Below are 24442 nucleotides of genomic sequence, written 5' to 3' on the forward strand. Positions count from 1 at the left end.
GAAGCATCTCTACTGCGATAGTAATTCAATCGTAGCAACGAAGCAGTAGAGATGCTTCGGCTGCGCTCAGCATGACAGTTCTTAAAGCACATAAAATATGAAATTCGGATATTGGATGCCCATTTTTGGGGGCTGGCTGCGCAACGTTGAGGACGAGCACATGCCTACCGACTGGAGCTACGTCAAGCAATTGGCACAGCGCAGCGAGGCCCTGGGTTACGACCTCACGCTGATTGCGGAGCTGTACCTCAACGACATTAAAGGCACGGAAGCGCCCTCCATGGAGGCCTGGAGCACGGCCGCCGCGCTGGCCGCCGTAACCGAGCAGCTGGAAATCATGGTGGCCGTGCGCCCTACTTTCCACAACCCCGCCCAGCTGGCCAAGCAAGCGGCCAACATCGACTTGATAGCGCCGGGCCGCCTGTCACTCAACGTAGTATCGAGCTGGTGGCGCGATGAGGCCACTAAGTACGGCCTGCATTTCGAACAGCACGACGACCGGTACGCCCGCACCCGCGAGTGGCTCGACGTGGTGACCAACGTGTGGAAGCAGGACCATTTCAGCTACGACGGCAAGTACTACCAGGTGGCCGACAACGTGCTGCAACCCAAGCCCGCCAAAGCCCCGTTCCTGTACGCCGGTGGCGAGTCGGAGGCGGCCAAGGACCTGATTTCGACGCAGTGCGACGGCTACGTAATGCACGGCGACTCGCCGGAGCAAATCGGGGCCCGCATCGCGGACATGCGCCGTCGCCGCGAGCAAAAAGGCCTGCCGCCGATGAAATTCGGCGTGGCCGGCTACACCATTGTGCGCGACAACGAGCAGGACGTGAAAAAGGAGCTCGACCGCATCACCAACGTGAAGGCGTCGGCGGCGGGCTACGGCAACTACCAGCAGTGGCTGGCCGGCACCCAGCTGGAGCAGCAGGTGTCGCTGCAGGACTACTCGGTGTCGAACCGCGGCCTGCGCACGGGCCTCACCGGCACGCCCGCCCAGCTTCAGGACCGGATTGGGGCCTTTGAGCAAGTAGGAGTGGACTTCTTCCTGCTGCAAGCCAGCCCGCAGCTGGAGGAAATGGAGCGGTTTTCCGAGGCGGTTATTCAGGTGCTGGCGTAGGTCAATTACAATGAAACGGCCATTATACAGAACGTCATGCTGAGTTTGCCGGGGCATCTCTACCGCGCAACTATTCCTATTAATTGGGTTTAGCATTGCGATAGAGATGCTTCGACAAGCTCAGCATGACGTTCTTTTTAGCGCAGCAGCGCATATCAAGAAATTTCATGCTTAAAAAATCATTAGCGCTGCTTCAACTGGAAGCAGCCGAAACGGGGGCCAATACCCTCAAACGTAGCCTCAACGGCTTTAGCCTTATTGCCATTGGCATCGGCGTTATCATCGGGGCGGGCCTGTTTTCCCTCACCGGCATTGCGGCGGCTAACAACGCCGGGCCGGCCGTTACCCTTTCCTTTATTGTGGCAGCGGTGGGTTGCGCCTTCTCCGCGCTGTGCTACGCCGAGTTTGCGGCGCTGGTGCCTGTATCGGGCAGCGCCTATACCTACTCCTACGCCACCATGGGCGAGCTGTTTGCTTGGATTATCGGCTGGGACCTGGTGCTTGAATACTCGGTGGGAGCGGCCACGGTGGCCATCAGCTGGTCGCAGTACCTCATCAAATTCCTGGGCAAATACGGCCTGCACATTCCGGCGCAGCTGGTGATGTCGCCCTTTGAGTCGGCGCAGCTGGCGGACGGTTCCACTGTGTCGGGCTACGTGAACGTGCCGGCCATGCTCATTGTGCTGGCCATCACGGCTATTGTGACGCGGGGTACCAAGGGTTCGGCGTGGTTCAATGCGCTGGTGGTGGCGCTCAAAGTGGCGGTGGTGCTGGTTTTTATCGCGCTGGGCTGGCAGTACATCGACCCGGCCAACTACCAACCCTACATTCCGGCCAATACCGGGGAGTTTGGCGAATTCGGGCTGAGCGGGATTTTGCGCGGGGCGGGCGTTATCTTCTTCGTTTTCATTGGCTTCGACATTGTGGCCACCATGGCGCAGGAAACCAAGAACCCCCAGCGCAACATGCCCATCGGCATCCTGGGTTCGCTGGCGGTGTGCACGGTGCTGTTCGTGCTGTTTGGGCACGTGCTCACGGGCCTGGCCAACTACACGGAGTTTAAAGACAGCGCCGCGCCAGTGGCCATTGCCATTGAAAAAACGCCCTACGCCTGGCTGAGCTCGGCCGTAATTCTGGCCATTCTCATCGGCTACACGTCCGTGATTCTGGTGGACTTGCTGGGGCAGTCGCGGGTGTTTTTCTCCATGTCGAAAGACGGCCTCCTGCCGCCGGTTTTTTCCCGGCTCCACCCCAAGTTCAACACGCCGGCGCAGTCCACGCTGCTGCTCGGGGCGTTCATTGCGGTGTTTGCGGGCTTCGTGCCCATTTCGGTGGTGGGCGAGATGACGAGCATCGGCACGCTGCTGGCCTTCGTGATGGTGTGCCTGGGCGTGCTCATCATGCGCCGCACCAACCCTGACGCGCCGCGCCCGTTCCGGACGCCGTGGGTGCCGGTGGTGCCCATTCTGGGCATTGTGGTGTGCCTGGTGATGATGTTCTCGCTGCCATGGGAAACATGGCTGCGGCTCATTGCCTGGCTCGCCCTGGGCATGGTCATCTATTTTGGCTACGGCAAGAAACACAGCAAGCTGCGCCTGGCTCAGGAAGCGGATAAGCGGGGGTAGTGGAGTGACATCAAGGAATTCGGTCCCAGATTTCCCCGGTGGTGCTCACCATCCGAGCCATCCCCGCTTGCCGGTCATAATAAAGCTCTTGCGTAGCGGAAGGAGGCAAAGAGCGGCATCCAAGACTCTGCGGTGTCCCTGTAAATACCAACACCTCGTCGTAGAGTTTCCCCCGAACTACGAGTTGGGTGAAAGGACCATCCATTTGGGGGCCGCTCGGAAATTTCAGACCGCGGCAAGCAATCCAGTTGCCGGGAAAGTCACCGCTACCGACAAAGTCGTACCACTCGCCACTCCCGAAAAGCCAGCTGGTGTTTGGGTCGCTTCCGCCTGAGTTGAGGTTGGAGAGGCGTGCGGCGTCGCGCTGGAAACGCAACATTCCAGCGCTATGCCTGCTACTGTCAGTTCGGGTTACATACACCCTGGCCGCATCGTAATAATTCAACAATTTGCCTGAGTTGATAAAGGAGCCAGTTGGTGGAATGTAACGGTGCTCGGCTTGAATATCCTGCATCGTTGATACTTGGTAGGTACGTTGGTATCCCCGGGCATTCTCAAACTTCCATTCGTCACCTTCGCGCCCCCGTAGCCAGAGAAGGTCTTTTTCGGTAAAGTGATAGTAAGGAATTCCACTGATGTAGCCTAATCCCTCTTTATCAAGGTCTTCTTTTTTGCACGCGCTACTGCCCAGCAAAAGCAGGCTTGCGAGCAAAAGCAACGGGAGGCGGAATTCAAACACGTTGGAGGGAATAAAGTAGGAATGCTGAAATGTATGCAGCGAAAGCCGACCCACCCAAAGCGGAATTTAAGATTGTTGGACTCCAATAGAAGTGTTATTGGCATATAATATGTTTAATGTGAGCAAATTACAGGTGATTGACCTGACTTTTGGATGAACGAGTAGTGCTTTCGCTTTGAGATAAGTAAATGGACTAACGCTAACCTTTTCACCAGCATTCTGGGTTGATTCCGCTGCTCCTCAACCAAGCGAAAATGAAGGTTTGCATTGCCGAAAAGCCCAGTGTGGCCCGCGAAATTGCCAACGTGATGGGCCCCAACCACCCATGATTTCGCGCCCGTTCGTTGTGGCTATCTACAACGGGGACCAAGGTGAATATCTTGCCTGCGAAAGTGGAAGCTGGACCTGTTTGGGAGGGCGAAAAAACATCCTGCCGAGCGGAGTCTAAGCAGAACATTGCAGTCTGTTTTGTTGGCCTTTTGTGGTTTGAGTCATACTCCCAATAATTCCACCCGTTGCTATGGCGTACTCCGAGAATGAGCTGGCTGCCCGCTGGCACCAGCTTACCGCACCACTCGTGCCCGATGCCGGCCTGCGGGAAAGCCGATTCCGAACGCTGGCCGCGGCCTATCAGGGGCCAACGCGCCACTACCACACCCTGCAGCACATCGAAAACATGCTGAAACGGCTGGACGGTGCCACGCTTCAGGATGCTGCGGCGGTGGAGCTGGCCGTCTGGTTTCACGATGCCGTTTACAACGCCCTAAAGTCGGATAACGAAGCCCGAAGCGCCGCGCTGGCCCTTGATTTCCTGCGCGCCTCGACGCTGGCCCCGGTCCGGCAGCAGCGCGTGGCCTTCCTCATTGCGCGCACCCACGACCACACCCAGCCCCAACCGCCCGATGACTTCGACCTGCTCCATTTTCTGGATGCCGACCTGAGCATCCTCGGCGCCCCAGCGGCCGATTACTGGGCCTATGCCCGGCAGGTGCGGCAGGAATACCGCTTGGTGCCCGAGCTGCTCTACCGGCCCGGCCGGCGCAAGGTGCTGGCCAAAATGCTGGCGGCGCCCGTGCTCTACCACACGCCCGCCCTGCGTCAGGAGCTTGATGCCCAGGCTCGCCACAACCTCCGGGCTGAGCTGGCCGCCTGGGAAAGCGGCGGGCTGGTACAAATGGGTAAATAGAGCTGGGGCCGGATAAGAAGGGCCTCACACATTGCCAACCCGATAGTTGTTCCCACATAAGGCGCTAATCGGTTGCGCTTACAGCTTGTTGGTTAGCAATTTGTATTATGTCTGGAGCAAACGTTACATTTGGCGGAACCTTCAATCAAACGGATTGTTTAAAATGCTGACGGCAGTGGCGAATGGTCAGGTTAGGGGCACCGCTTTTGATACCTCACCGGGGCTTCTGACGTATTTTTACAGAATTACATTGTTAATCCTGCCTGTACGTGGGCAGTAGCCAGCTACCTTTTGAACGATTCTACCTACTCCGACCTGATACCTGCTTACGAACACGAGCGCCTGGAAGCCTTGCGGCCCTACCGGGTGCTGGGCACGCCCGGCCAGGGAGTGTTCAATGATTTCGTGAGCGTGGTGGCCAAGCTCTTCGACGTGCCCATTGCCCTGGTGTCGTTGGTGCGGGAGAGCGACGTGGTGTTCATTGGCAACGCGGGGCTGCCCGAAGCCACGATTGTTGACCGCGAGGACAGCATGTGCTCGGTCGCCATCCTGCAGGACGGGCCCGCGGTTTTCGACGACATTCCCTCCAAGCCCTGTGCGCTCGTCAACCCGTTTGCGGCCCAGCAGATGGACCTCAAGTTCTACGCCGGCCAGGCCCTGCGCGCTGCCGATGGCATGGGCATCGGCAGCCTCTGTGTGCTGGACCGCAAGCCCCGGCAGCTTACCAAGCCGGAAGGCCAGCTACTGGAACAACTGGCCCTGGTGGCCACCGACCTGCTGCAGCTTCAGGCCGCGCAGGCCACCGATGCCACCCTGCGCGCCCGCCTCGACGGCCCGCTCCACGAGTCCCTCACGCGCTGCGCACCTTGGCCGAGCTACGCGAATGGAACACGAGCGGCGAAACCGCCGACACTGAACGGTATACCGACTCCCGCATGGACGAAGCCCAGCACCTGGCCCAGGCCATGCACCGCGCCCTGCAAGTAGTCTTGGCCGAATTTCCTATCACGGGCCAGCCGGGCAAGTAGGCGCCGCGCGGCCAAAACCGACCTTTTCCTCGGCTATCTTTGTTGATTGCGATGCCGCCCAAGCCATGGGCGGCATCCGTTTAATCAGCGAAAATCAGTGAAGGTTTGTATTGCCGAGAAGCCCAGCGTGGCCCGCGAAATTGCCAACGTGCTGGGCGCCACCCGCCGCATGGACGGCTACTTTGAGGGCAACGGCTACCAGGTCACCTGGACCTTCGGCCACTTCTGCCAGCTTAAGGAGCCCGACGACTACCAGCCCGAGTGGAAACGCTGGAGCCTGCACAACCTGCCCATGATTCCGGACTCGTTCGGCATCAAGCTCATGCGCCGCGACGAAGGCGTGGTGAAGCAGTTCCACACCATCAAAAAGCTGGTGGACGAGGCCGAGGAAGTCATCAACTGCGGCGACGCCGGCCAGGAAGGGGAGGTGATTCAGCGCTGGGTGCTGATGGAGGCCAAGTGCCGCAAGCCGGTGAAGCGCCTCTGGATTTCGTCGCTCACCGAGGAGGCCATCCGTCAGGGTTTTGCCAACCTGCGCGACGCCAAGGACTTCGACAAGCTCTACCAAGCCGGCAAAAGCCGCGCCGTGGGCGACTGGCTGCTGGGCCTGAACGCTACGCGCTTGTTCACGCTCAAGTACACCACCTACCAGGACAAGCAGCTCCTCAGCATTGGCCGGGTGCAGACGCCTACCCTGGCCCTTATGGTGGACCGCTGGCACGAAATCCAGAACTTCAAACCCGAGCCGTACTGGGTGCTGCGCACCGAATACCGGGGTACCATGTTCAGCCACATCGCCCCACCCAAGCAGGCAAAAGAGGCCGAAGACGCGCCCGATGAAAAAACGCGGCTGCGGGCGCTGGGCTATTTCGTGACCGAGCAGGAAGCTCAACAAGCGCTTGAGGCTGTTCGGCCCGCGCCGCTGGTTATCACGGGGGTGGAGATTAAAAAAGGGAGGGAGTCACCGCCGCGCTTGTTCGACCTGACTTCTCTGCAGGTGCAGTGCAACAACCAGCTGGGCCTCTCGGCCGAGGACACGCTCAAGATTGTGCAGGGCCTGTACGAGAAAAAGGCGGTGAGCTACCCGCGCGTCGATACCACGTTTTTGCCCGACGACCAGTACCCGAAAATCCCGGGCATTCTGCGAGGCATTGGCTATGACAGCCTGACCGCGCCGCTGCTCGCTACCAAGATTCCGAAGACGCCCAAGGTGTTCAACAACGCCAAAGTGACCGACCACCACGCCATCATTCCGACCGGCGCGGCGGGTCCCGGCGGCGGCATGGAAGGCAGCGTGTACGACATCATCACGCGCCGCTTCATCGCGGCCTTTTACCCCGACTGCGAGGTGAGTAACACCACCGTGCTGGCCGAGGCCGCCGAGCGCCCATTCCGGGTGCGCGGCCGGCAGATTCTCAGCCCCGGCTGGCGCGTGGTGTACGGCAACCCCGAGGAGCAGCAGGCGCCCACCCCGGCCCACGCGCCCAACCAAAAGCCCGGCGGCGAGGAGGCCGAAGACGTGGTGAGCACCGTGCTGCCCAGCTTCGTGCAGGGCGAAAGCGGCCCTCACCTCCCGCGCCTCGACAGCAAAATCACGCAGCCGCCCAAGGATTACACCGAAGCCAGCCTGCTGCGCGGCATGGAAACGGCCGGCCGCAACATCGACGACGAGGAACTGCGCCAGGCCATGAAGGAAAGCGGCATCGGCCGCCCCAGCACCCGCGCCGCCATCATCGAAACGCTGTTTAAGCGCAACTACATCCGGCGCGAAAAGAAGCGCCTGCTGCCTACGCCCACCGGCGTCGAGCTCATCGGCCTCATCCGCAACCCCACCCTGAAATCGGCGGAGCTCACCGGCCAGTGGGAGCGAAAGCTGCGCCAGATTGAAAAAGGCGAGTTGTCGTCGGAACAGTTCCTGGCCGAGCTCACCGCCTTGGTGCGCGAAATGGTACAGGAAGTGAAAACCGACGGCCGGGGCCGCATGGTGACTTCCGGCAGCGCCGAGCTGGCCGTGAGCCAAAGCCAGAACAACGGCGCGGCTTCGGGCAATAAAGTGCCCGCCGGCCTCACCGGCACCAAAGCACCCAAAGCCGCTAACGCGGCCGGAACTACCAGCGGCGCGGGGCTAGGCTACTGCCCCGTTTGCAAAACCGGCCACGTGCTGCGGGGCAAAACCGCTTTCGGCTGCGCCCGCTTCCGCGAAGGCTGCACGTTCCGGCTGGCCGCCGAGGTGCACGGCAAGAAACTCAGCGACCCGCAGGTGAAAGCCCTGCTGGCCAAGGGCCGCACGCCCATCATGAAGGGCTTTGTGGGCGCCGACGGCCAGAAGTTCGATGCGGCTATCGGCCTCGATACCGCCTTTCAGCCCACGCTGCAGCTGGTGGCTGAGCCCAAGCCCGGTGCCACCCCCGACTCGGGCCAGATTCCGTGCCCGGTGTGCAAGCTGGGCACCATGCTCAAGGGCAAGGCCGCCTACGGCTGCTCCCGTTTTCGGGAAGACTGCCAGTTTCGGGTGGCCTTCGAATGGGGCGGCAAGGCCCTCACCGAAACGCAGCTCAAGCAGCTGCTGCGGCGGGGCGAAACCAGTGTCATTAAAGGCTTTATCTCGGCCAAAACCGGCAACAAGTACGATGCCGCGCTGAAGGTGGAAGAAGGGCGCGTGATACCGGTATTCGGGTAGTGACGTGCCGCATATTGCTGGTTAGCGGTTGATGCGGTAATTCAGCCGCATGCTGAAATTGTTGTGGCGGCCCAGGTCGGTGGCGTAGTACGGCTCGATGCTGACCCCGGATTTACCCGGCAGAAGCAGTAGGGCACTCATAAAACCCATGCTGGAAGTAGGTGAGTGCGGCGAGTGCGCGTAGCCTGCCTGCACCCACGAGCCGTTGTTGCTGCCCAGCCCAGAGCCCAAGCTTAAGCGACTGGTGTAGGCTCCCATCGCGTTTTCGGCCCCGTAGCAAAAATCAGCCTGCCCAAACAGCACCGATGATTTACCCATCCGCAGCATGAGTTCTGGTATTGCAATCGTGCCGCTCCGGGTGTCATTCGTACCAGTATAAGTAAAATACCCCAGGCTGCCCAGGTGCACTCCCACGCGCAACCGGTAGCTCCGCCAATCGTTTTCGCGTTGAAACTCCCGGTAAACGTGTAGGTCAACCAGGGTTTCACGCAAGGTGGTATCACGGTCGGTAATAACCATGGAGCTGTTGGGGTCGGGCCGGAGCTGCATGTCGATGCGCTGCTGGCCTGCCCATACCCCGCCACCCCAAATGCGGGCCCTGCCCGACGGTTGCTTGGTTTCGAAAGCCACTTCGCCGCCCGCCGCCCGCACCCGCTGCTGCAGCGCCAGTCGCTGTTGGCCACTGCATCCGGTGTTTTCACTGATGTATCCCTCGGCCTCGTGGCTGTTGCCCAGTACCCCGCCGGTCAGCACGGCGGTGTAGGTGGGGATTGGGACGGGAGGAGCGGGCAGCTCCTGCTCCGGGGCCGGCGTTTGGGCCGTAGTCAGCATCATCAGGCCGCCCACGGCCACGCTCAGCGGCAGGCCCGCTAGCCGCAGTCCTTGTATCCGGAACGAGGCGAGCATGGCGCCAGCTTCGGCCACCAGCACGGTGAGTAGCAGGGCGCGTACCACCAGTACTTCGGGCAGGGTCAGGGCCTGACGGCTCAGCACCGCCGACAGCACCAGCATGGCTACCACCACCGCTACTGTGCGCATCGGGCCGGCCGTAGGCTCAGCCGTGGGCGGCCTTGAGGAGGCCAGAGCCGCTGGTCCATAAACGCGCCAGGCCCACACGCTCAGGGCTACCAGCCCCAGCGGCAGCAGCAGCAACTGCAGCTCCGACCACTGACCGCCGAGCACCGGGTGCACAGTGCCCGCCACGGGCTCACCCACGGGGTCGCGCCAGAAAGTAAGCGCCACGCGGCCCAAAAGCAGCAAGCCCGTTTGCAGGAGCAGCCAGGAACCCACGGGCCAGCGCCGCCGCCGCACCGCCAGCAGCACCCCGCCCACCGCCGCGCAAAGCAGCAGCGCCAGCAGTTGGGTAGGGGCCACCGGCAGGCTGTGCGCCGCCGTAGCCGGCAGCAGCCCCGCCTGTACCTGCGTGGCCCACGGCAGGGTGCCGGCGGCATACGTGAGCCCCCAGAAGCCAGTGGTGGGCTCTCCGAAGCAGCACCCCGTGAGCACGCAGCCCACACATTGCACCACCAGCGCCCCGCACAGCGGCAGGGCCAGCGCGTCCAGCACGGCCCGGCTCAGTCCCAGCCAGCGCCGCAGGGCCACGGCGGTAAGCACCGCGGCCAGGCTCCCGCCCAGGATGGAACGAGCCGTATCGGCCGGAGCATCGGTGAATAGTAGCATGGCCCACTCGCCCAGTGGGTGCGTAATCAGCTTAGCGCCAAGAATCAAGGCCAGACTGCTGGCTGCTACCAGCGCCAGCCAGGGCCGTAGCGGGAAACCGCGCCGCCAGCCTTCCACCAGCAGTAGCAGCACGTTGGTGAGGGTGGCCAGCAGATAAAAGGGCGTGTAGTAATCGTAGCCGTGGAAGTAGGGATGTGTCATGGGCGAGGCATTGAGCTACGGTGAGAAAGGAGTGCTCAAATCTAGATGCTTATGCCACCGCGCTGCAACAATACTTTTGCCTTTATCCGACTTTAAAAACGCCAGGGTTTGTATATAGTAAACTGATTTATTGGGCTTTATGGTAAAATAATTAGGTATTTCATTTTTTATTTATAAAATATGCTTTAATGAGCCTGACTGGATTCCCGACCCTCTGCCACTGGCACCGCTTCGTATTGAATAAGGTTCTTGACCATGCCCTTGAAGATGATGCCGTGAAACGGCAGCACGGCGTACCAGTACAGCCGCCCGGCTAGGCCGCGGGGGCGGTAGGCGGCCAGCTGCTCCACGGCGTGCCCGCCATCGGGCTGGTCCACGATGCGGAACTGCAGCCAGGCCTCGCCCGGAAGCTTCATTTCGGCGTAGAGCAGCAGGCGCTGGCTGGCTTTGTCGGCCACCAGCACGCGCCAGAAATCGAGCGGGTCGCCGGCCCGCAGGCGCGAGGGCGAGCGGCGGCCACGGCGCAGGCCCACGCCGCCCACGGCCTTGTCCAAGAGCCCGCGCAGGCGCCAGAGCCAGTCGGTTTTATACCAGCCCCGGTCCCCGCCGATGCGCCAGATATTGTCCAGCACCTCCGCCGCCGGCCGCTGAAAAGCCATAAGCTGACGGTCGAAGAACATGCCATTCTTGGGAATCTGAATGGCGTCCATGTAGTTCTGGCGCATGGTGCCGGAGCTCAGGGCGTCGCTCCAACTGCTCACCACTTCGTTCTGCTCGATGCGCTGGAAGGCCAGCGCCAGGGCGGCGCGGTAGCCCATGCACTCGTGCGGAATTACGCCGTTGATGCTTTTGGCCGGGTCGCACACCGTGTCGTTTTTAAGGCTCTCGACCAGGCTCTGGGCCAGCGAAAACGTGGTGCTCGTGACCAGGTACAGCCACCACGATGAAAGGCGCGGGGTGAGGACGGGCACGGTCACAATCCAGCGCTTGTAACCCCGCTCCGCGGCCAGGCCCAGCAGCATCTGGCGGTAGGTCAGCACGTCGGGCCCGCCCACGTCGAATGCCTTGCCCAGGCAATCGGGGTTATTCAAAACTGACATCAAGTAATACATGATATCGCGGATTCCAATAGGCTGACAACGTGAGTTTAACCACTTCGGGGTGACCATCACCGGCAGCTTCTCCACCAGGTCCCGTATTATCTCAAACGAAGCCGAGCCCGAGCCAATAATGATGCTCGCGCGCAGCACCGTGAGCCGGGCGGTGGTGGCCTGGCCCAATACGTTTTCCACGGCCCGGCGCGAGCGTAGATGCACGCTCAGTCCCTCGTCGTTGGCGATGCCGGAGAGGTAGATGACTTGCCGGGCGGGGGTTGTGTTGAGGTACTGCGTGAAGTTGTGCGCCGACTGCTGCTCCAGGGTGAAAAAGTTTTCGCCGTGCCCGCTCATGGAGTGCACCAGGTAGTAGGCGGCGTCGATGTCGGTGGGCAGGTGTTTGAGGGTGGCGGGCCGCAGTAGGTCGCCCTTGGCCACTTGCACGCGGGCCCGCAGCGCTTCGGGCACCGAGTCGGGTAGGGAGAAGCGGCGCGGGTCGCGCACGAGGCACACCACGTCGTGGTCGGCGGCTAGCAGCGGCAGCAGGCGCTGCCCAATGTAACCGGTGGCGCCGGTGAGGAGGATTTTCATGCGGCGAATAAGTTAGCGGCCCGGAGCAGGCTCTTTGTTTGAACGTCTGAGACGGGGCCTTGTTTCGAAATGCGGCAAAGCGGGCTCCGCAATTACTGCATTCTCAGCATCTTTGCACCCATGAAACACATGTTTGCACTGCTCGCCACCGGCCTGCTGCTGGCCTCCGCTGCCCAGGCCCAAACCAAGCTCACGGTGCCGCCGCTTAGCCCGGCCACGCACATCCGCCAGGATTTCTCCACCTCCTTCATCGACCTCACGTATTCGCGCCCCTCGTTGCGGGGGCGGGAGGCCTTCGGCAAGCTGGTGCCCAATGGCACGGTGTGGCGCACTGGGGCCAATACCGTGACCAAGGTGCGCTTCGGCGAAGACGTTAAAATCGTCGGCCAGACTGTGCCAGCCGGCGCCTACGCTTTGCTGGCTATCCCGGACGCCAAGGAGTGGACTTTCATCCTGAACCGCGACACCGCGCAGTGGGGCACCTACGCCTACAAGCCGGACCTCGACGTACTGCGGGTGAAAGCCAAGCCTACCAAGCTGGCCGCCCCCCAGGAAACCATGTCGCTGACCGTAGAAAACATCCGGCCCGCTTCCGCCGACCTGGTGGTAAGTTGGGACCGCACCCAGGTGGCGCTACCCATCACGGCTGACCCCGACCGCATTGTAATGGCCCAAATTCAGGAGGCCATGAAAGGCGAGAAGAAGCCCTACATGACGGCCATCCAGTACTACTACAACGCCGGCAAGGACCTGACGCCCGCCCTGGGCTGGCTCGACGAGTACATCGCCGCCAACCCCACCCGCTACAACGGCTACTACTGGAAGGGCAAATTGCTGCAAAAGCAGGGCAACAACAAAGACGCCATCGTGGCCGCCAACAAGTCTCTGGAATTGTTGAAAGACGACAAGAACGAAGTTGCCCGCAACGAATACATCCGCCTCAATCAGGAGGTGCTGGCCGCGGCTGGTGGGAAGAAGTGAGCATCAGCAGCGCTACAAAAAAGGCTCCGCTCTTTTACGAGCGGAGCCTTTTCTCATTTGCTTTTCCAAGCAAAAGGTATGCAAGCCTGTGGCAGCTTACTTTTTGCTAAGGCGGTAGATGTCCCTCTCGTTACGCTTTTGCGCAATGATTTCTATGGTGTTTCCCTTCGTGTTTAAATCATACTCTCCGCCTAGTATGAGCGTCCAGTCAAATTCTGCTGTCCAAATACAGGCGTTGGTAAATGTTATCTTGTCGTTGCTGGTCACTTTGTAAGTGCCCGAGCATAGGGCCGGGTATTTGGGTATTTGGCTGGTGCCGCTCCATTCGCCTCCCGAAAAAACCAGGCTCACCTGCGATATCTGCCCGCCGGGCTCTCGCTGAAAGGTGCCGGAGTAGGTGCCATCCAGGTTGGGAATGGGAGTTGATTTCTTGCAGCTGGTTGTCAACAGCAAAAAAGGCAATGCGGAGATGAGCAAGTAGCGCATAATAGGGAAGTTGGTTCTCTGGCTTGACCTGCGGGCTGAGCTAATGGTTGCGTGAGCAACTGCACTTTTTCGAAAAGCTCGCGCGTACCGAAACTACTATTACCGCCCCACCACCGGCAGCACGGGCACGCTTTCGTGGCCGGCCGCGTCCACGCTGGCCACGCCGAAAATGAAGTTGTCCTTGCTGATGTCTAGGTTGGCGGTTAGGCCGGTCATGGGGATGCGTTGCTGCCACTGGGGCGCACTGGTTTCGCGCACTAGCACCACGTAGCTGGCGGGCCGGGCGCCGGTGGTGGGCGCCTCCCAGCGCAGCTCGGTGCGGTTGGTGAGGTTGGCGGTGAGGACTTCTACCTTAGATGGGGCAGCGGGAGCCAGGGCCAGGCTGGCCATGGTGGCGAGGTTGATGCCGGCGTTGCGGCGCAGGTAGGCAAAGTCCACGCCTTCAATTACGTCGCCGTAGGCGCGGCCCTTTTCGGTGCGCAGGTCCTGGTGCTGGTGGGTGTAGTCCTCGTTCATCTCCGTGAAGCGCACGGCGGCAAAACCCTGCTGATTGAACGGCGTGTGGTCGCCGCCGCGCAGGAACCGGTCGGGGCGGTACTCCAGCACCACTTCGTGGCCTTTGCCGTACTGCTTGGCCACGCGCTGGGTATAGCGCGCCAGCTGGCGGCTGATGCCGTCGTTCTCGTTGCTTAGCTGCCGGCGCACACGGGCCTGCTCGGGCGTTTCATTGGCCGGCACGCCTTCGCTGAACACGCGCAGCTGCTTGTCGTTGTTAATCACCGGGTCGAAGCCGTGCGAGTTGCCCACAATGTCGTTGTTGAGCATGGCAATCAGGTTCCAGTTTTCCTTCTTGGCGCGGGCCGCGAGGTGGCTAGAGCCGTAGAGGCCCTGCTCTTCGCCCTGCACCGCCACAAACTTCAGGGTGCAGGGAAACTTCTGGCCGGCCAGCACGCGGGCCAACTCCATTACCAGCACCGTGCCCGAGCCGTCGTCGTTGGCGCCGGGCGCGTCGGCGGTGGCGTTCATCACGTCCGAAACGCGGGAGTCGATGTGGCCGCTCACCAGGATGATGCGGGTGTCGGTGGGGTCGGTACCGGGCAGGGTGGCCAGCACGTTGGCCATCAGCACGGGTTTGTTGATGCGGCGGCCATCGGGCTTCACCGTGAAGGTGTCCATCTCCACCGTCATGCGGCCGCCCCCGGCTTTGCTGTACTTTAGAAACTCATCGCGCACGTAGTTGCGGGCCGCGCCAATGCCGCGCTTGGGGTTATCCGTCTCGCTCAGCGTGTGGCGGGTGCCAAAGGAGACCAGCTTGCGGATATCTGCTTCCAGGTTTTTGGCCGAAATCTCCTCAACCAGTTTCTGAATGCGTGGGTCGGCGGGCGGGAGCAGCGGACCGGGTTTGTTTTGGGCAAGGGCGGCAAAAGGCGCCAGGAGCAGGAGTGTGGCAAGTTTCATACAGGAAAGGTAGCGCGCAATGCCAGTTGACACCAAGACACGGGCCGGCAGTGCCAAAATCCTGTGGTGAGCAATAAACAAAAGAACGTCATGCTGAGCTTGTCGAAGCATCTCTACCGCGCAAGTAGTTCATTTACTATGGCGGTAGAGATGCTTCGACAAGCTCAGCATGACGTTCTTATTTGCCCAAGCAGTTTCTTAGAAACGCTGCTGAGGCTTCATTCTTACCCGGCCTTGTAAAACGGCTCTATGGTGCGGAAATACGGATTCACACCTTCTTCTGAATTCATGTCCAGCAGCATTAAATCCACAAACTGGTACGCATCAGTCTGGCCTTGCAGCACCGGTCCCAGCTCTTGCATAAAGCCAGGGTCGGGGTTGTTGCTCACAAAAGCGAGGAGCAGACGCGGCACTTCGGGGTTGTTGGCAAGCTGCATCTGGGCCAGGTAGGCGGCTTCGAGATGGGGCTGGGTGGCAGCCCAAGCGGCAATGGCGTCGGTTACGGCCGTGGGGTTTTCGGCGGGCGGGCTGAGCAGCACCTGGGCATCGCCGCCGGCGGGCGAAAGTGGCCCGGTGAGCTGCCCGGCCAGCAGGGCGGCCAGCTCGTCTTTGGGCAGAATCTTGCCCGCGGGCGAGAACGGGTTCAGCACGCAGTCCTGGCCCTGCACCATGCTGAAAAACGCGTGGCCGGGCAGGCGCACGTAGCTCACGGTGCCGTTGTCGACGCCGCCATCGGTGAGGCGGGGCACCGAGGAGAAGATGGGCAGCTTGCCATCGGACAAAATCTGCAGCTGGATTTCCTGGCCTTCGGCCAGCACCACTTCGCCTTCGTTGATGCCTTCCATGGGCGCCAGAATCATGAGGATTTCCTCCTGCAGCAGGGCCTGGTAGAACGCCGGGCGGGCGTTTTCATCGGTAGCGGCCAACAGCAGCAGCTGCTCCAACACGTTTTCGGGCTCGAAGGGAAACGGCTCTGGCTCCGGCATTTGGTAGGTAGGCACCGGCGCTACCGGCTCGGGCGGCGCCACAAATTTGGAGCCCTGGTAGCGGGGGCCGCCGGCGGGCTTCTCAGCCGGTTTATTCGCGGCTTTGTCAGCGGGCTGCGCCGAAGGGTTGGCCGCCGGAGCGGGAGTGGCCGGCGTGGTGTCGGCGGGTTTATTTTTTAGGAAGTCGAGCAGGCCCATAATGGAATTAAGAATGCAAATGGATTAGTGGCGCAATCTACGGCAGAAAACGGGTTGGAAAGCGGGCAAAAGGGCCCGGTGCGGCTCTTGCGAGGCAAAATATTAGGCCCGTTGCGGTGGTCAAGCTGCCGCGTGCTGGCGCTGGATTAGCGGCAGGCCTGCAGCTGCTCTTCCACTTCCCGGATGGTGCGCGGCTTGGACTTGTTGCCCCAGCTGTTCTCAATGTAGTTCAGCAGATTGGTGAGCTGCGCGGGGCTCATGCCTTTTTCGCCGGGCATCACGTTGTTGTAGGAAATGCCGTTTACCACAATGGGTCCCTTTTGCCCATTGCGCACCAGGCAGGGCAGCTCGGCGCGGTGCAGGGCAAGGTAGTCGGCCCCGGCGAGGGGTGGAATCAGGCGCGCCAGGCCCTGGCCCTCGCCGCCGTGGCAGCTGGAACAGTGCTCCACGTACAGCCGCTCGCCCTGGTTTTTATTAACGGGGAAGCATCCGGGCACCGTAAGGGCCAGTACCGCGCACGCCAACAGAAGTCGAAATGCTATGCGCATTTACTGGCGGGCCACGGCCGGCTGACGGGTTTTGATTTCAGCCAGCAGGATGGGGAGCTCCGTCATCAGCCGGGCTACCTCTTGCTCGTTTAGGCTGTCGTAAAGGCCCCGGATGTGCCCCTGGTCGTCCACGAGCGCGAAGGTGCCATTATGGGCAAATCCGCCGGGGGCCAGCTTGTCGGGCTCAGCCGCCGTGTAGTAGGCGCGGGCCAGCTGGAACACGGAGTCCTTGGCGGTGGGCTCGCCCTTGGCGCCGGTGGTGGCAAAGTACCAGTTCTTGGCCGCGCCCATGCCCAGGCGCTCGGCGTAGTCGCGCAGCACCGGAATGGTGTCGTGGGCGGGGTCGATGGTGTGCGAGAGGAAGGCCAGGTGCGGGTCCTGGCCGTACTTGGCGTACACCTTCAGCAGCTCGCCCTGCATTTTGGGGCAGATGCCGGGGCAGGTGGCGAAGAAGAAGTCGGCGATGTACGCTTTGCCGGCAAAGGTTTGGTTGGTAATGACTTTGCCGGATTGGTCGGTGAGCTTGAACGCGGGCACAGTGGCGAAAATCGTATCGGCGGGGCCACCATCGGCCCGGGGGCGCACGTCGCGCTCCCCCAGGATGGGCAGGCGGGCGGCGGTGTCGGAACCAGGCTCGGTGCAGGACGTGAAGAGCGATGCCGCCAGCAGGGGCAGCAAAAAAAGGCGTTTCAGCATAACTTAGTTGGAAGGAGCGGACTCGGACGGTGACGGCAGCGCGGGCTGCCGATTGATAAACAACGAAGCCGAGTCTATCGTTGCACGAAATTGCCGGCTCACCGTGGCCAGCAGCTGCTGTTGCTGCTGAAAGTAAGCCAGGCGCGCGGCCGGGATGGCTGTGGAATCGGGGGCGCGGTACTGATGCATCCAGCCCATCATGGCGGCATCGGCGGCGGCCAGGCCGCGGAAATACGGGCCCGCCCCGGGTGCCTTGGCCTTGGTAATTAAGCCCTTGAGCCGGTACAGTTCGTCCATTTTGGCCATCAACGAATCGTGGCGCGCCATGACGGCCATTTCGGCAGCGGTGGCCGGCGAGGGCGGGCCTTGTTCGGCAATGGGCTGGTTGGGCGAGGCGCAGGCTGTCAGCAGAAGCCCGGCGGCAGCCACCAGGGCCCGGTGGGTGTGTTGGAAGAATTTCACGGGGCAAAGGTACGGCGCACGGATACGTGCGGCGGCCGGCCGGGCGTATCCGTCGCCCCAAGCCATCTCCGGTAAACGCCTTTCATAAGCCGGTTGCTGCGCTGCCAGGCCGGCACTGGTTTCGGGCCTAGCGTCACCTCCGTAGGAACACTACATTCCCTTCGCCCTCCCACCCGCACATTCCAATCAGGAAGGCAGCAAATCAATCCAGCCGTCTTCGCTCACCACCACGGCCAGCGTAGGGTATTTACTGCTGTTCACATAGCGCAGGGCTGAATTATAGCGCGAGCCACGCGACGAGTCGCCTTTTTCGGTGGCCAGGCCGTCGAGAATGGCGCCAATGGCGTGGCACATGCCGCTGGGCTCAATGAGCACGGCCCCGTCGATGTTGGTAACGAGCCGCAGCACGGAAGGCGTCATAATGCGCGGCACCACTCGGAAGCACTGCCGGGTAAGGCGCTGGGCTTCCTTGGCCGCGCCGGTGCTGATAACCAGAATGGTCCCGGTGGGTTGGGTGGTGGCTTTGTGGGCCAAATCCCATAGATAATCGATGCTGTCAAGGGAGAGGGTGGGGAAAACGATGCGGGCCGTGCGGGCAAAGTTGTCGGCCGCTACCTGGCCTTGCGGCAGGCGCGGGGTGTTGCTCACCACGCGCATCAGTACGTGGCCGGCGTGGCTCATTTCCCAGCTATAGTGGTTGGTGAAGTGCACCGTAACCAGCGGTTCGTACTGGCCGTCGGACTCGGGCACCAGCTGCCCGAGCCCAAAGACATGCGAGGCATCCGAAATCAGGGCCGTGTGCCCTTCGCTCAGCTCCAGCAGCTTGCGAATGGAACGGTGGTCGCGCATGGGCACGGGCGTTTCCAACGTGAGTACCGGCATTACGGCCGGGTGCAGGCGCCGGCTCACCAGCATGGTGCCCACGCCCTCGTCGCCCTCGTGGCGCAAGGCCGCCACGCCGTTGCAGGCATCGTAGAGGCCGTGGGTGCCGGCCGGGGCCACGCGCAGCATGAGGCGGCGGCCCGCCGAGCGCAGCAGCTCGTTGTAGTCGCGGTCGAGCACGGGCTGGTCGTTGTCAACCGTGTCGGCCTCGCGCAGGGCGCGGTTGCAGTCGTGCAAAAACTCTATTACCGCCGCGTGGGGGAGGTTGACGGGGCGGGTAGCTGTTGACTTGGGCAGCGTATAGTACCCGTCGTAGCAATCGGCGGAAAGCTGCAGCACCACCGTCACCAGGTAGCCTTGCAGGCTCACGGGCACGGCGCAAAAGGAACGCCGGTTTTCGTTGCGCGAAGTAGCCAGCGTCTGCAATGTCGATTCGGTGGCCCGGCACACCAGTTCGTACCAATGATGCTTGGCGATGCGGTCGTGGTCGTTGGGGTGCAGGTGGTACACAATTCCCTGCGGGCCGGTATCCGTTTCCAGGGAGGCAGCCATGCTCTTCACGTCCTTGAAATCGAAGGGCGAGTAGCGCATGGTGGCCGGCTCGATGATTACGGCACCGGGTTCGTCCGGCTCTTTCGACGAAGCGAACCCGAGCAGGAAAACTTCGGGTCGCAGGCTGCGGTCCAGTAGATTAAAGATTCCCTCGGCGAAGAGTTGGGCAGAGACGCGAAACAGGCTTTGGTGTTCCCACATTGGCAATTACAGAACGGCCGGGCCCCGTTGCGGACCCGACTTCGCCTCGAACTACGGAAAAAAGCTCGGCATAGTGGTTCATTTAAACAAATTTCCTGTCAAGCTGCTTCATTTGCCGGTTGCATTGCCGTATATTCGGGATAAAGCCAGCCACCCTCATTGCGGCCCACTCACGCACCGCCAACCTCGCAAGCCTATGCTCTTCGTCGACATGCTTTTTGTGGTGGCGGTGGCCATTTCCTTCATCCCCATTCTGACCGGCTACTGCGCGCACAGCCGCGGCCGGTCGTTCTGGCTCTGGTTTGTGCTGGGGTGGGTGCTGCCCTTGGTGTCGTTTTTCCTGCTTTTCGCCCTCATCGCCCGCGATGAGCTAAACCCCGCCCGCCGGCTTTTGAGCGAAGCCAAACAGATTCTGCGCGACGCCGAACAAGCTGCCGCCCGCATCCGGGCCGAGAAGTAGCCGTTCAGCGGTTATCCAACATAAGCAAAAGAACGGTCATGCTTCGGCTGCGCTCAGCATGACTGCCTTAATAAGGGGATGTTCTCACCTTATATTCCTCATTGCCTGCTGCCACGCCAGCACGCCCTTGGCCACCCACGCCCCGGTGCTGAAGCAGCCCTGCAGCAAATAGCCACCCGTGGGCGCTTCCCAGTCCAGCATTTCGCCTGCCACAAAAGTGCCCGGCCGCTGTCGCAGCATCAGGTGGTCGTCCACGGCCGCAAAGGCAATGCCCCCGGCCGTGGAAATGGCCTCGTCCAGGGGGCGCAGACCCGTCACGGCAATTGGCAAGGCCTGCAAAAGGGCGGCCAGAGCTACCGGGTCCAGCGTGGCCGCTTCGGGCTGCACCTCCCGCAGCAGGGTGGGCACCGGCGGCCCCAGGTGCAGGGTTTTGCGCAGGAAGTCGGACAGGGACGCGCCCGGCCGCCGCTGCCGCAGCTTGGTCAACAGAGCCTCGGGCGTCAAGTCGGGTTTCAGGTTTAGGTGCAGGTTGGCGGGGCCGCCGGTGGCCAGCGCGGCCCGGAGTTGGGGCGTTTTAGCGTACACGGGCGTGCCTTCCAGGCCGTACTCGGTTAGCATAATCTCGCCGCGCAGGGCTGGGCCGTCGTTCACGCGCAGGGCCATGTTCTTGAGGGGCGCCCGACCCGCTTTCTCCTTGAAGAAAGCCGACCACGCCACTTCCGCGCCGCAGTTGGCCGGCGCAAACGAGGTAACGGCAACGCCAAGCTGCTCCACCAAGGGCACCCACGCGCCATCTGAGCCTGTTTTGGCCCAACTGGCGCCGCCCAATGCCAGGATGGTCGCGACTGGCTCCAGCACCAGCTCGCGGGCCACTTCCGGGCGGCCGCTCTCGTCGCGCACGCGCAGGCCCGTGGCGCCCACAAACCCCAGCCAGCGGTGGCGGGTCAGGATTTCAACCCCCAACTCGCCCAGCTGGGCCACCCAGGCGCGCAGCAGCTCGGCTGGTTTGTGGGCGGCCACCGGAAAAATGCGGCCGCTGGTGCCCACGAAGGTTTCGATGCCCAAGCCCGTGGCCCAGGCCCGCAGCTCAAGCGGCGAAAAGTGGTGCAGCAAGTTCCGGAACCGGGGCTCTTCGGGGCCGTAGCGGCTGGCAAAGCGGCCCATGTCCTCGGCGTTGCTCAGGTTGAAGCCGCCGTGCCCGGCCACCAGAAACTTGCGTCCCACCGTGGCCTGTGCTTCGTACACCCGTACCCGGCAGCCGGCTTCGGCCAGGCGCTGAGCGGCCAGCAGGCCGGCCGGCCCGCCGCCCACCACCGCTACAAAAGACGCGTTATCACGGGGTGTTTCGGCCACGGCCAGAAGGGGTAAAGGCTGCAAAGTACGGCCCGCGGCTGGCAAGTAAACTAACCAAAGCGCGGCTTTGCCGTTAGTTTTGGCGTATGGGACCCTACACTATACTAATTGGCCTGAGCCTCGCCGTGCTCTTGTCCTACTTGTTTGACCTCACGGCACGCGCCACCAAGGTGCCCTCGGTCCTGCTGCTGCTGCTGGCCGGCATCGCCCTCGGCCAGGCCAGCGCCTATTGGGAAATGCCCATTGTAGTACCCCCAGTTGTGCTGCAGCTGTTTGGCATTGTTGGCCTGATTTTCATTGTGTTGGAAGGCTCTTTGGACCTTCGCCTGACGCCCGAAAAATTCCCGCTCGTGCGGCGTTCGTTTTTGGCAGCGCTGGTCATTATGCTGGTGCAGGTAGGGGCCATCGCGGCGTTGCTGCATGCTTACCTTGACGTCGGCTGGCAGAGCTGCATTGTAAATGCCGTGCCGCTGGCCGTGGTGAGCAGCGCGGTGGCCATTCCCAGCGTGGCCGGGTTGGGGGGTGAGAAGCAGGAGTTTATCATTTACGAAAGCACTTTTTCCGATATCATCGGCATCATGCTGTTCAACTTTGCCCTGCAGGACAACTTCGCGCAGGGGCTGTCAGTGGTCACGTTCGGGCGCGACGTGCTGGCCGTGGTGGTAGTGGCCGTGCTCAGCACCGCGCTGCTGGTTTTCCTGCTGGGCCGGCTGCGCGCCCATGTCAAGTTCTTCCTGCTTTTTGCCTTTCTGGTGCTCATCTACAGCCTGGCCAAAAAGCTGCACCTTTCTTCCCTGGTGCTGGTACTCGTATTTGGCCTGGTGGTGAACAACGCCGATTTGCTGGCGCGCGGCGCGCGCATGCAGCGCTGGTTCCGTCCCGAAAAACTGGCCGCCGAGCTCCAGCAGCTCAAGAGCATCACCGCCGAATCGGCGTTTCTCATCCGCACGTTTTTCTTCCTGATGTTTGGCTTCTCCATCACGCTCTCCAACCTGGTGAGCTTGTCGCTGCTATTCCAAGGGGTGCTGATTGTGGTAATGCTGACCTTTATTCGGTTTCTTTACCTCAAGTACGTGGCCAAGACCGACCTCATCCCCGAACTGTTCATTGCGCCCAAAGGCCTGATTTCGGTCCTGCTCTTCTACAGCATTCCCCAGAATATGCTCATCGGTGAGGTCAGCGAAAACATCCTTTTTGTCGTCATTCTCTTAACCGGCCTGCTGATGATGATAGGGCTGATGCTCGCGCACCGAACGCCGGACATGCTGGAGGTGTAGGGCAGTTATCAATGAACAGTGAGTAGTTATCAGTGAGCAGTTATCAGTTGTTGGTCGAAAAAGGAACTATTCATTGTTCACTGATAACTGCTCACTGAAAATCACGCTTCGCTTTCCAGAATGAGCTGTCGCCGGTAGCGAGCCAGGATGGCTGATTTCAGGATGAAGCCGAGGTAGCGGCCGTCTTCCTCGCACACGGGCAGGGCCCAGGCGTCGTGGCGGTCGAGGAGGGCGAGGGTGTGCTGCAGGTCGTCGTTGGGGCCCACCACGGCGCGGGCGGACTGCATGAGCTCCCGCACCTGGGTGGTGGTGTAGTGGGCGTCATCGAAGAGGGCATCCCGCACAGAATCCAGGCTGACAATGCCCAGGAGCCGGCCGCCGGCTGTCACCACCGGAAACAGATTGCGGGAAGTGTGGCGGAAAATATCCACCAGCTCGCCCAGCGTGGTGTTGGGGCGCACGGCAATAAAATCGGTTTCAAGCAGCTTGCGCGGGTCGAGCTGGGCCAGCAGGCCGCGGTCGCGGTTGGCGTATACGTCCACGCCCCGGGCCGTGAGCTTGCGGGTGTACACGGAGTAAGGCTCGAAGTACTTGGTGATGAGGTAGGAAGAGCTGCTCACCAGCATGAGCGGCACAAACAGGGCGTAGCCGCCCGTGATTTCTGCGATGAGGAAGATGGCCGTGAGTGGCGCGTGTATGACGCCCGCCAGCGTGCCGGCCATGCCCAGCACCACAAAGTGCACCTCCGGAATGTGCACCACCCCGCTCAGGTTGAGCAGCCGGGCAAAGAAAAACCCCGCCAGCGCCCCCGCAAACAGCGACGAGCCAAACATGCCGCCGTTGCCGCCCGCGCCCACCGTGATGCTGGTAGCCACCACCTTCAGCAGCAAGCTGAACAGCACCAGCACCAGCAGCAGCCAGGGGTTATTGTCCTGGTAGACCGAGAAAATGCTGCCGTCGGTCAGGCGGTCGGCCTGGCCCCGCAGGAGCTGCTCCACGGTGTTGTAGCCCTCGCCGTACAGGGTGGGGAAGAAGAAAATCAGGCCGCCCAGCGCCGCGCCGCCCAGCAGCACCTTGCGCCAGTCCAGGCCCGGCCACCGGTTAAAGAAGCGTTCGAACCAATGGTAGGTCCGAATCATGTAAACCGAAAAAAAGGCCGTGAAAAAGCCCAGCAAAATGTAAAACGGCACCGCATCAACGGGCCAGCTCGTGGTAATGAGCACGAAGGGCTGGCCTTCGTACAGAAATTTGGATACCACGGTGGCCGTGGCCGAGGAAATGAGCAGCGGAATAAAATACTGCGCCGGCAGCTCCAGCAAGATGGTTTCGACAGCGAACAGCACGCCCGCAATAGGCGAGTTGAAGATGGCCGCCACGCCCGCGCCCGCGCCGCAGCCGGTGAGCAGGCGCCGCCGCCGCCGGTCCACGTGCAGCACCCGGCCGATGTTGGAGCCCAGGGCGGCCCCAGTCACGGAAATCGGGGCCTCGGTACCAGCCGAGCCGCCGAAGCTAACCGTGAGAAAAGCCGTAATCATCTGCGAATACAACTTGGAGCGCGGCACAACGCTGTTTTCCCGGGCCGTGCTGTAGATGATGGGGCCAATGCCGCGGCCCAGCTGCCCGCCTAGCAAGTACTTGGTGACCAGCACGGTGAGGGTGATGCCGATGATGGGATACAGCGACAGGGCAAACACGCGCTGCGGTTCCGAGATGGCGCCCTGCAGCAGGTTTTGCTGCGCCCGGATGGCTGTTTTCAGCAACACCGCCGCCAGGCCCGCGCCCAAGCCCACCAACACGCTCAGAATGAGCATGTACATCCGCTCGCTGATGTGGCGCGCACGCCACACCAGCAGCGGGCGCAACAGGCGATGGACGGCGTGGAGGGACATGGACTACAACAAAAGGCTAACGCGTATGTGGGGACGCAAAAACGAAGCCGTCGGATGCCGGGTAAAGACACA

General features: G+C 61.6%; 20 protein-coding genes and 1 pseudogene. 8 read left to right on the forward strand and 13 right to left on the reverse strand.

All coding sequences use genetic code 11. From position 1 onward, the window contains the following. Window positions 1-97 precede the first annotated feature (97 nt). Both BEN47_RS00945 and BEN47_RS00950 read left to right on the forward strand, forming a co-directional pair. The gene (locus BEN47_RS00945) at window positions 98-1117 is read left to right on the forward strand and encodes an LLM class flavin-dependent oxidoreductase (RefSeq protein WP_070724326.1); all 1020 of its coding nucleotides are present in this window, start codon (window positions 98-100) and stop codon (window positions 1115-1117) included. A gap of 167 nt (window positions 1118-1284) precedes the next feature. After that, a complete protein-coding gene (locus tag BEN47_RS00950; RefSeq protein WP_070724327.1) occupies window positions 1285-2742 on the forward strand; it encodes an amino acid permease in 1458 nt (485 codons plus the stop codon). Window positions 2743-2752: 10 nt separating this feature from the next. Here the strand turns inward: BEN47_RS00950 and BEN47_RS00955 are convergent, their stop codons facing one another. Next, window positions 2753-3481 (reverse strand): hypothetical protein, encoded by a 729-nt coding sequence (locus BEN47_RS00955; protein WP_070724328.1) that lies wholly within the window; start codon window positions 3479-3481, stop codon window positions 2753-2755. Window positions 3482-4001: 520 nt separating this feature from the next. Between BEN47_RS00955 and BEN47_RS00960 the strand changes: the two genes are divergently transcribed. The 3 genes from BEN47_RS00960 to BEN47_RS00970 all read left to right on the forward strand — a co-directional run bounded on the left by BEN47_RS00960 (window position 4002) and on the right by BEN47_RS00970 (window position 8375). Next, entirely contained in the window at window positions 4002-4667 is a 666-nt protein-coding gene (locus tag BEN47_RS00960) for an HD domain-containing protein (protein WP_070724329.1), read from the forward strand. Between the two features lie 291 nt (window positions 4668-4958). Then, the gene (locus BEN47_RS00965) at window positions 4959-5654 is read left to right on the forward strand and encodes a GAF domain-containing protein (RefSeq protein ID WP_070724330.1); all 696 of its coding nucleotides are present in this window, start codon (window positions 4959-4961) and stop codon (window positions 5652-5654) included. 138 nt (window positions 5655-5792) lie between these two features. Further along, entirely contained in the window at window positions 5793-8375 is a 2583-nt protein-coding gene (locus BEN47_RS00970) for a type IA DNA topoisomerase (protein WP_070724331.1), read from the forward strand. A 21-nt stretch (window positions 8376-8396) separates the two neighbouring features. Here the strand turns inward: BEN47_RS00970 and BEN47_RS00975 are convergent, their stop codons facing one another. The 3 genes and pseudogenes from BEN47_RS00975 to BEN47_RS22975 all read right to left on the reverse strand — a co-directional run. Further along, window positions 8397-10256 carry a prolipoprotein diacylglyceryl transferase family protein gene (locus BEN47_RS00975; protein ID WP_070724332.1) on the reverse strand — a complete coding sequence of 620 codons (1860 nt, stop codon included), beginning with the start codon at window positions 10254-10256 and terminating at the stop codon, window positions 8397-8399. Between the two features lie 185 nt (window positions 10257-10441). After that, window positions 10442-10888 (reverse strand): DUF2867 domain-containing protein, encoded by a 447-nt coding sequence (locus tag BEN47_RS22970; RefSeq protein ID WP_438830489.1) that lies wholly within the window; start codon window positions 10886-10888, stop codon window positions 10442-10444. Window positions 10889-11545: 657 nt separating this feature from the next. Beyond that, window positions 11546-11941: pseudogene (locus BEN47_RS22975) on the reverse strand (NAD(P)H-binding protein); the annotation flags it as partial. A 120-nt stretch (window positions 11942-12061) separates the two neighbouring features. Between BEN47_RS22975 and BEN47_RS00985 the strand changes: the two are divergent. Next, window positions 12062-12922: a DUF2911 domain-containing protein gene (locus BEN47_RS00985; protein WP_070724362.1), complete on the forward strand. Its 861-nt coding sequence runs from the start codon at window positions 12062-12064 to the stop codon at window positions 12920-12922. Between the two features lie 96 nt (window positions 12923-13018). On the opposite strand, the gene BEN47_RS00990 is transcribed toward BEN47_RS00985, so the two are convergent. From BEN47_RS00990 to BEN47_RS01020, 7 genes are all read right to left on the reverse strand, one after another. Beyond that, window positions 13019-13408, reverse strand: a complete 390-nt coding sequence (locus BEN47_RS00990; RefSeq protein ID WP_070724334.1) for a hypothetical protein — start codon at window positions 13406-13408, stop codon at window positions 13019-13021. A gap of 99 nt (window positions 13409-13507) precedes the next feature. Next, complete coding sequence (locus BEN47_RS00995; RefSeq protein WP_083321974.1) at window positions 13508-14866, reverse strand: M20/M25/M40 family metallo-hydrolase; 1359 nt, start codon at window positions 14864-14866, stop codon at window positions 13508-13510. A gap of 224 nt (window positions 14867-15090) precedes the next feature. After that, window positions 15091-16050, reverse strand: a complete 960-nt coding sequence (locus tag BEN47_RS01000) for an enhanced serine sensitivity protein SseB C-terminal domain-containing protein (RefSeq protein WP_070724335.1) — start codon at window positions 16048-16050, stop codon at window positions 15091-15093. Between the two features lie 146 nt (window positions 16051-16196). After that, window positions 16197-16598 (reverse strand): c-type cytochrome, encoded by a 402-nt coding sequence (locus tag BEN47_RS01005; protein ID WP_070724336.1) that lies wholly within the window; start codon window positions 16596-16598, stop codon window positions 16197-16199. Beyond that, window positions 16599-17294, reverse strand: coding sequence for an SCO family protein (locus tag BEN47_RS01010; protein ID WP_070724337.1), 696 nt, complete (start codon window positions 17292-17294; stop codon window positions 16599-16601). Between the two features lie 3 nt (window positions 17295-17297). Then, window positions 17298-17756, reverse strand: coding sequence for a hypothetical protein (locus BEN47_RS01015; RefSeq protein WP_070724338.1), 459 nt, complete (start codon window positions 17754-17756; stop codon window positions 17298-17300). A gap of 186 nt (window positions 17757-17942) precedes the next feature. Then, window positions 17943-19391 carry a diadenylate cyclase gene (locus BEN47_RS01020; RefSeq protein ID WP_070724339.1) on the reverse strand — a complete coding sequence of 483 codons (1449 nt, stop codon included), beginning with the start codon at window positions 19389-19391 and terminating at the stop codon, window positions 17943-17945. Window positions 19392-19587: 196 nt separating this feature from the next. Here BEN47_RS01020 and BEN47_RS01025 point away from each other — a divergent pair, with 196 nt between their 5' ends. Next, the gene (locus BEN47_RS01025; RefSeq protein ID WP_070724340.1) at window positions 19588-19851 is read left to right on the forward strand and encodes a hypothetical protein; all 264 of its coding nucleotides are present in this window, start codon (window positions 19588-19590) and stop codon (window positions 19849-19851) included. Window positions 19852-19935: 84 nt separating this feature from the next. On the opposite strand, the gene BEN47_RS01030 is transcribed toward BEN47_RS01025, so the two are convergent. After that, entirely contained in the window at window positions 19936-21204 is a 1269-nt protein-coding gene (locus BEN47_RS01030; protein WP_070724364.1) for a BaiN/RdsA family NAD(P)/FAD-dependent oxidoreductase, read from the reverse strand. Between the two features lie 86 nt (window positions 21205-21290). On the opposite strand from BEN47_RS01030, the gene BEN47_RS01035 reads away from it, so the two are divergent. Then, window positions 21291-22481: a cation:proton antiporter domain-containing protein gene (locus BEN47_RS01035; RefSeq protein WP_070724341.1), complete on the forward strand. Its 1191-nt coding sequence runs from the start codon at window positions 21291-21293 to the stop codon at window positions 22479-22481. Between the two features lie 101 nt (window positions 22482-22582). Here the strand turns inward: BEN47_RS01035 and BEN47_RS01040 are convergent, their stop codons facing one another. Beyond that, the gene (locus tag BEN47_RS01040; RefSeq protein WP_070724342.1) at window positions 22583-24370 is read right to left on the reverse strand and encodes a chloride channel protein; all 1788 of its coding nucleotides are present in this window, start codon (window positions 24368-24370) and stop codon (window positions 22583-22585) included. Between the last annotated feature and the right edge of the window lie 72 nt (window positions 24371-24442).

Source organism: Hymenobacter lapidarius, from assembly GCF_001816145.1.
Lineage (GTDB): Bacteria > Bacteroidota > Bacteroidia > Cytophagales > Hymenobacteraceae > Hymenobacter > Hymenobacter lapidarius.

Excerpts from the sequence above, each read along its gene's own strand:
- BEN47_RS00985 (WP_070724362.1), top strand. The coding sequence starts at position 12,062 with ATGAAACACATGTTTGCACTGCTCGCCACCGGCCTGCTGCTGGCCTCC.
- BEN47_RS00960 (WP_070724329.1), top strand. The coding sequence starts at position 4,002 with ATGGCGTACTCCGAGAATGAGCTGGCTGCCCGCTGGCACCAGCTTACC.
- BEN47_RS01025 (WP_070724340.1), top strand. The coding sequence starts at position 19,588 with ATGCTCTTCGTCGACATGCTTTTTGTGGTGGCGGTGGCCATTTCCTTC.
- BEN47_RS00990 (WP_070724334.1), bottom strand. The coding sequence starts at position 13,408 with ATGCGCTACTTGCTCATCTCCGCATTGCCTTTTTTGCTGTTGACAACC.
- BEN47_RS01020 (WP_070724339.1), bottom strand. The coding sequence starts at position 19,391 with ATGTGGGAACACCAAAGCCTGTTTCGCGTCTCTGCCCAACTCTTCGCC.
- BEN47_RS00945 (WP_070724326.1), top strand. The coding sequence starts at position 98 with ATGAAATTCGGATATTGGATGCCCATTTTTGGGGGCTGGCTGCGCAAC.
- BEN47_RS01005 (WP_070724336.1), bottom strand. The coding sequence starts at position 16,598 with ATGCGCATAGCATTTCGACTTCTGTTGGCGTGCGCGGTACTGGCCCTT.
- BEN47_RS00950 (WP_070724327.1), top strand. The coding sequence starts at position 1,285 with ATGCTTAAAAAATCATTAGCGCTGCTTCAACTGGAAGCAGCCGAAACG.
- BEN47_RS01040 (WP_070724342.1), bottom strand. The coding sequence starts at position 24,370 with ATGTCCCTCCACGCCGTCCATCGCCTGTTGCGCCCGCTGCTGGTGTGG.
- BEN47_RS00995 (WP_083321974.1), bottom strand. The coding sequence starts at position 14,866 with ATGAAACTTGCCACACTCCTGCTCCTGGCGCCTTTTGCCGCCCTTGCC.
- BEN47_RS00975 (WP_070724332.1), bottom strand. The coding sequence starts at position 10,256 with ATGACACATCCCTACTTCCACGGCTACGATTACTACACGCCCTTTTAT.
- BEN47_RS01000 (WP_070724335.1), bottom strand. The coding sequence starts at position 16,050 with ATGGGCCTGCTCGACTTCCTAAAAAATAAACCCGCCGACACCACGCCG.
- BEN47_RS01035 (WP_070724341.1), top strand. The coding sequence starts at position 21,291 with ATGGGACCCTACACTATACTAATTGGCCTGAGCCTCGCCGTGCTCTTG.
- BEN47_RS01010 (WP_070724337.1), bottom strand. The coding sequence starts at position 17,294 with ATGCTGAAACGCCTTTTTTTGCTGCCCCTGCTGGCGGCATCGCTCTTC.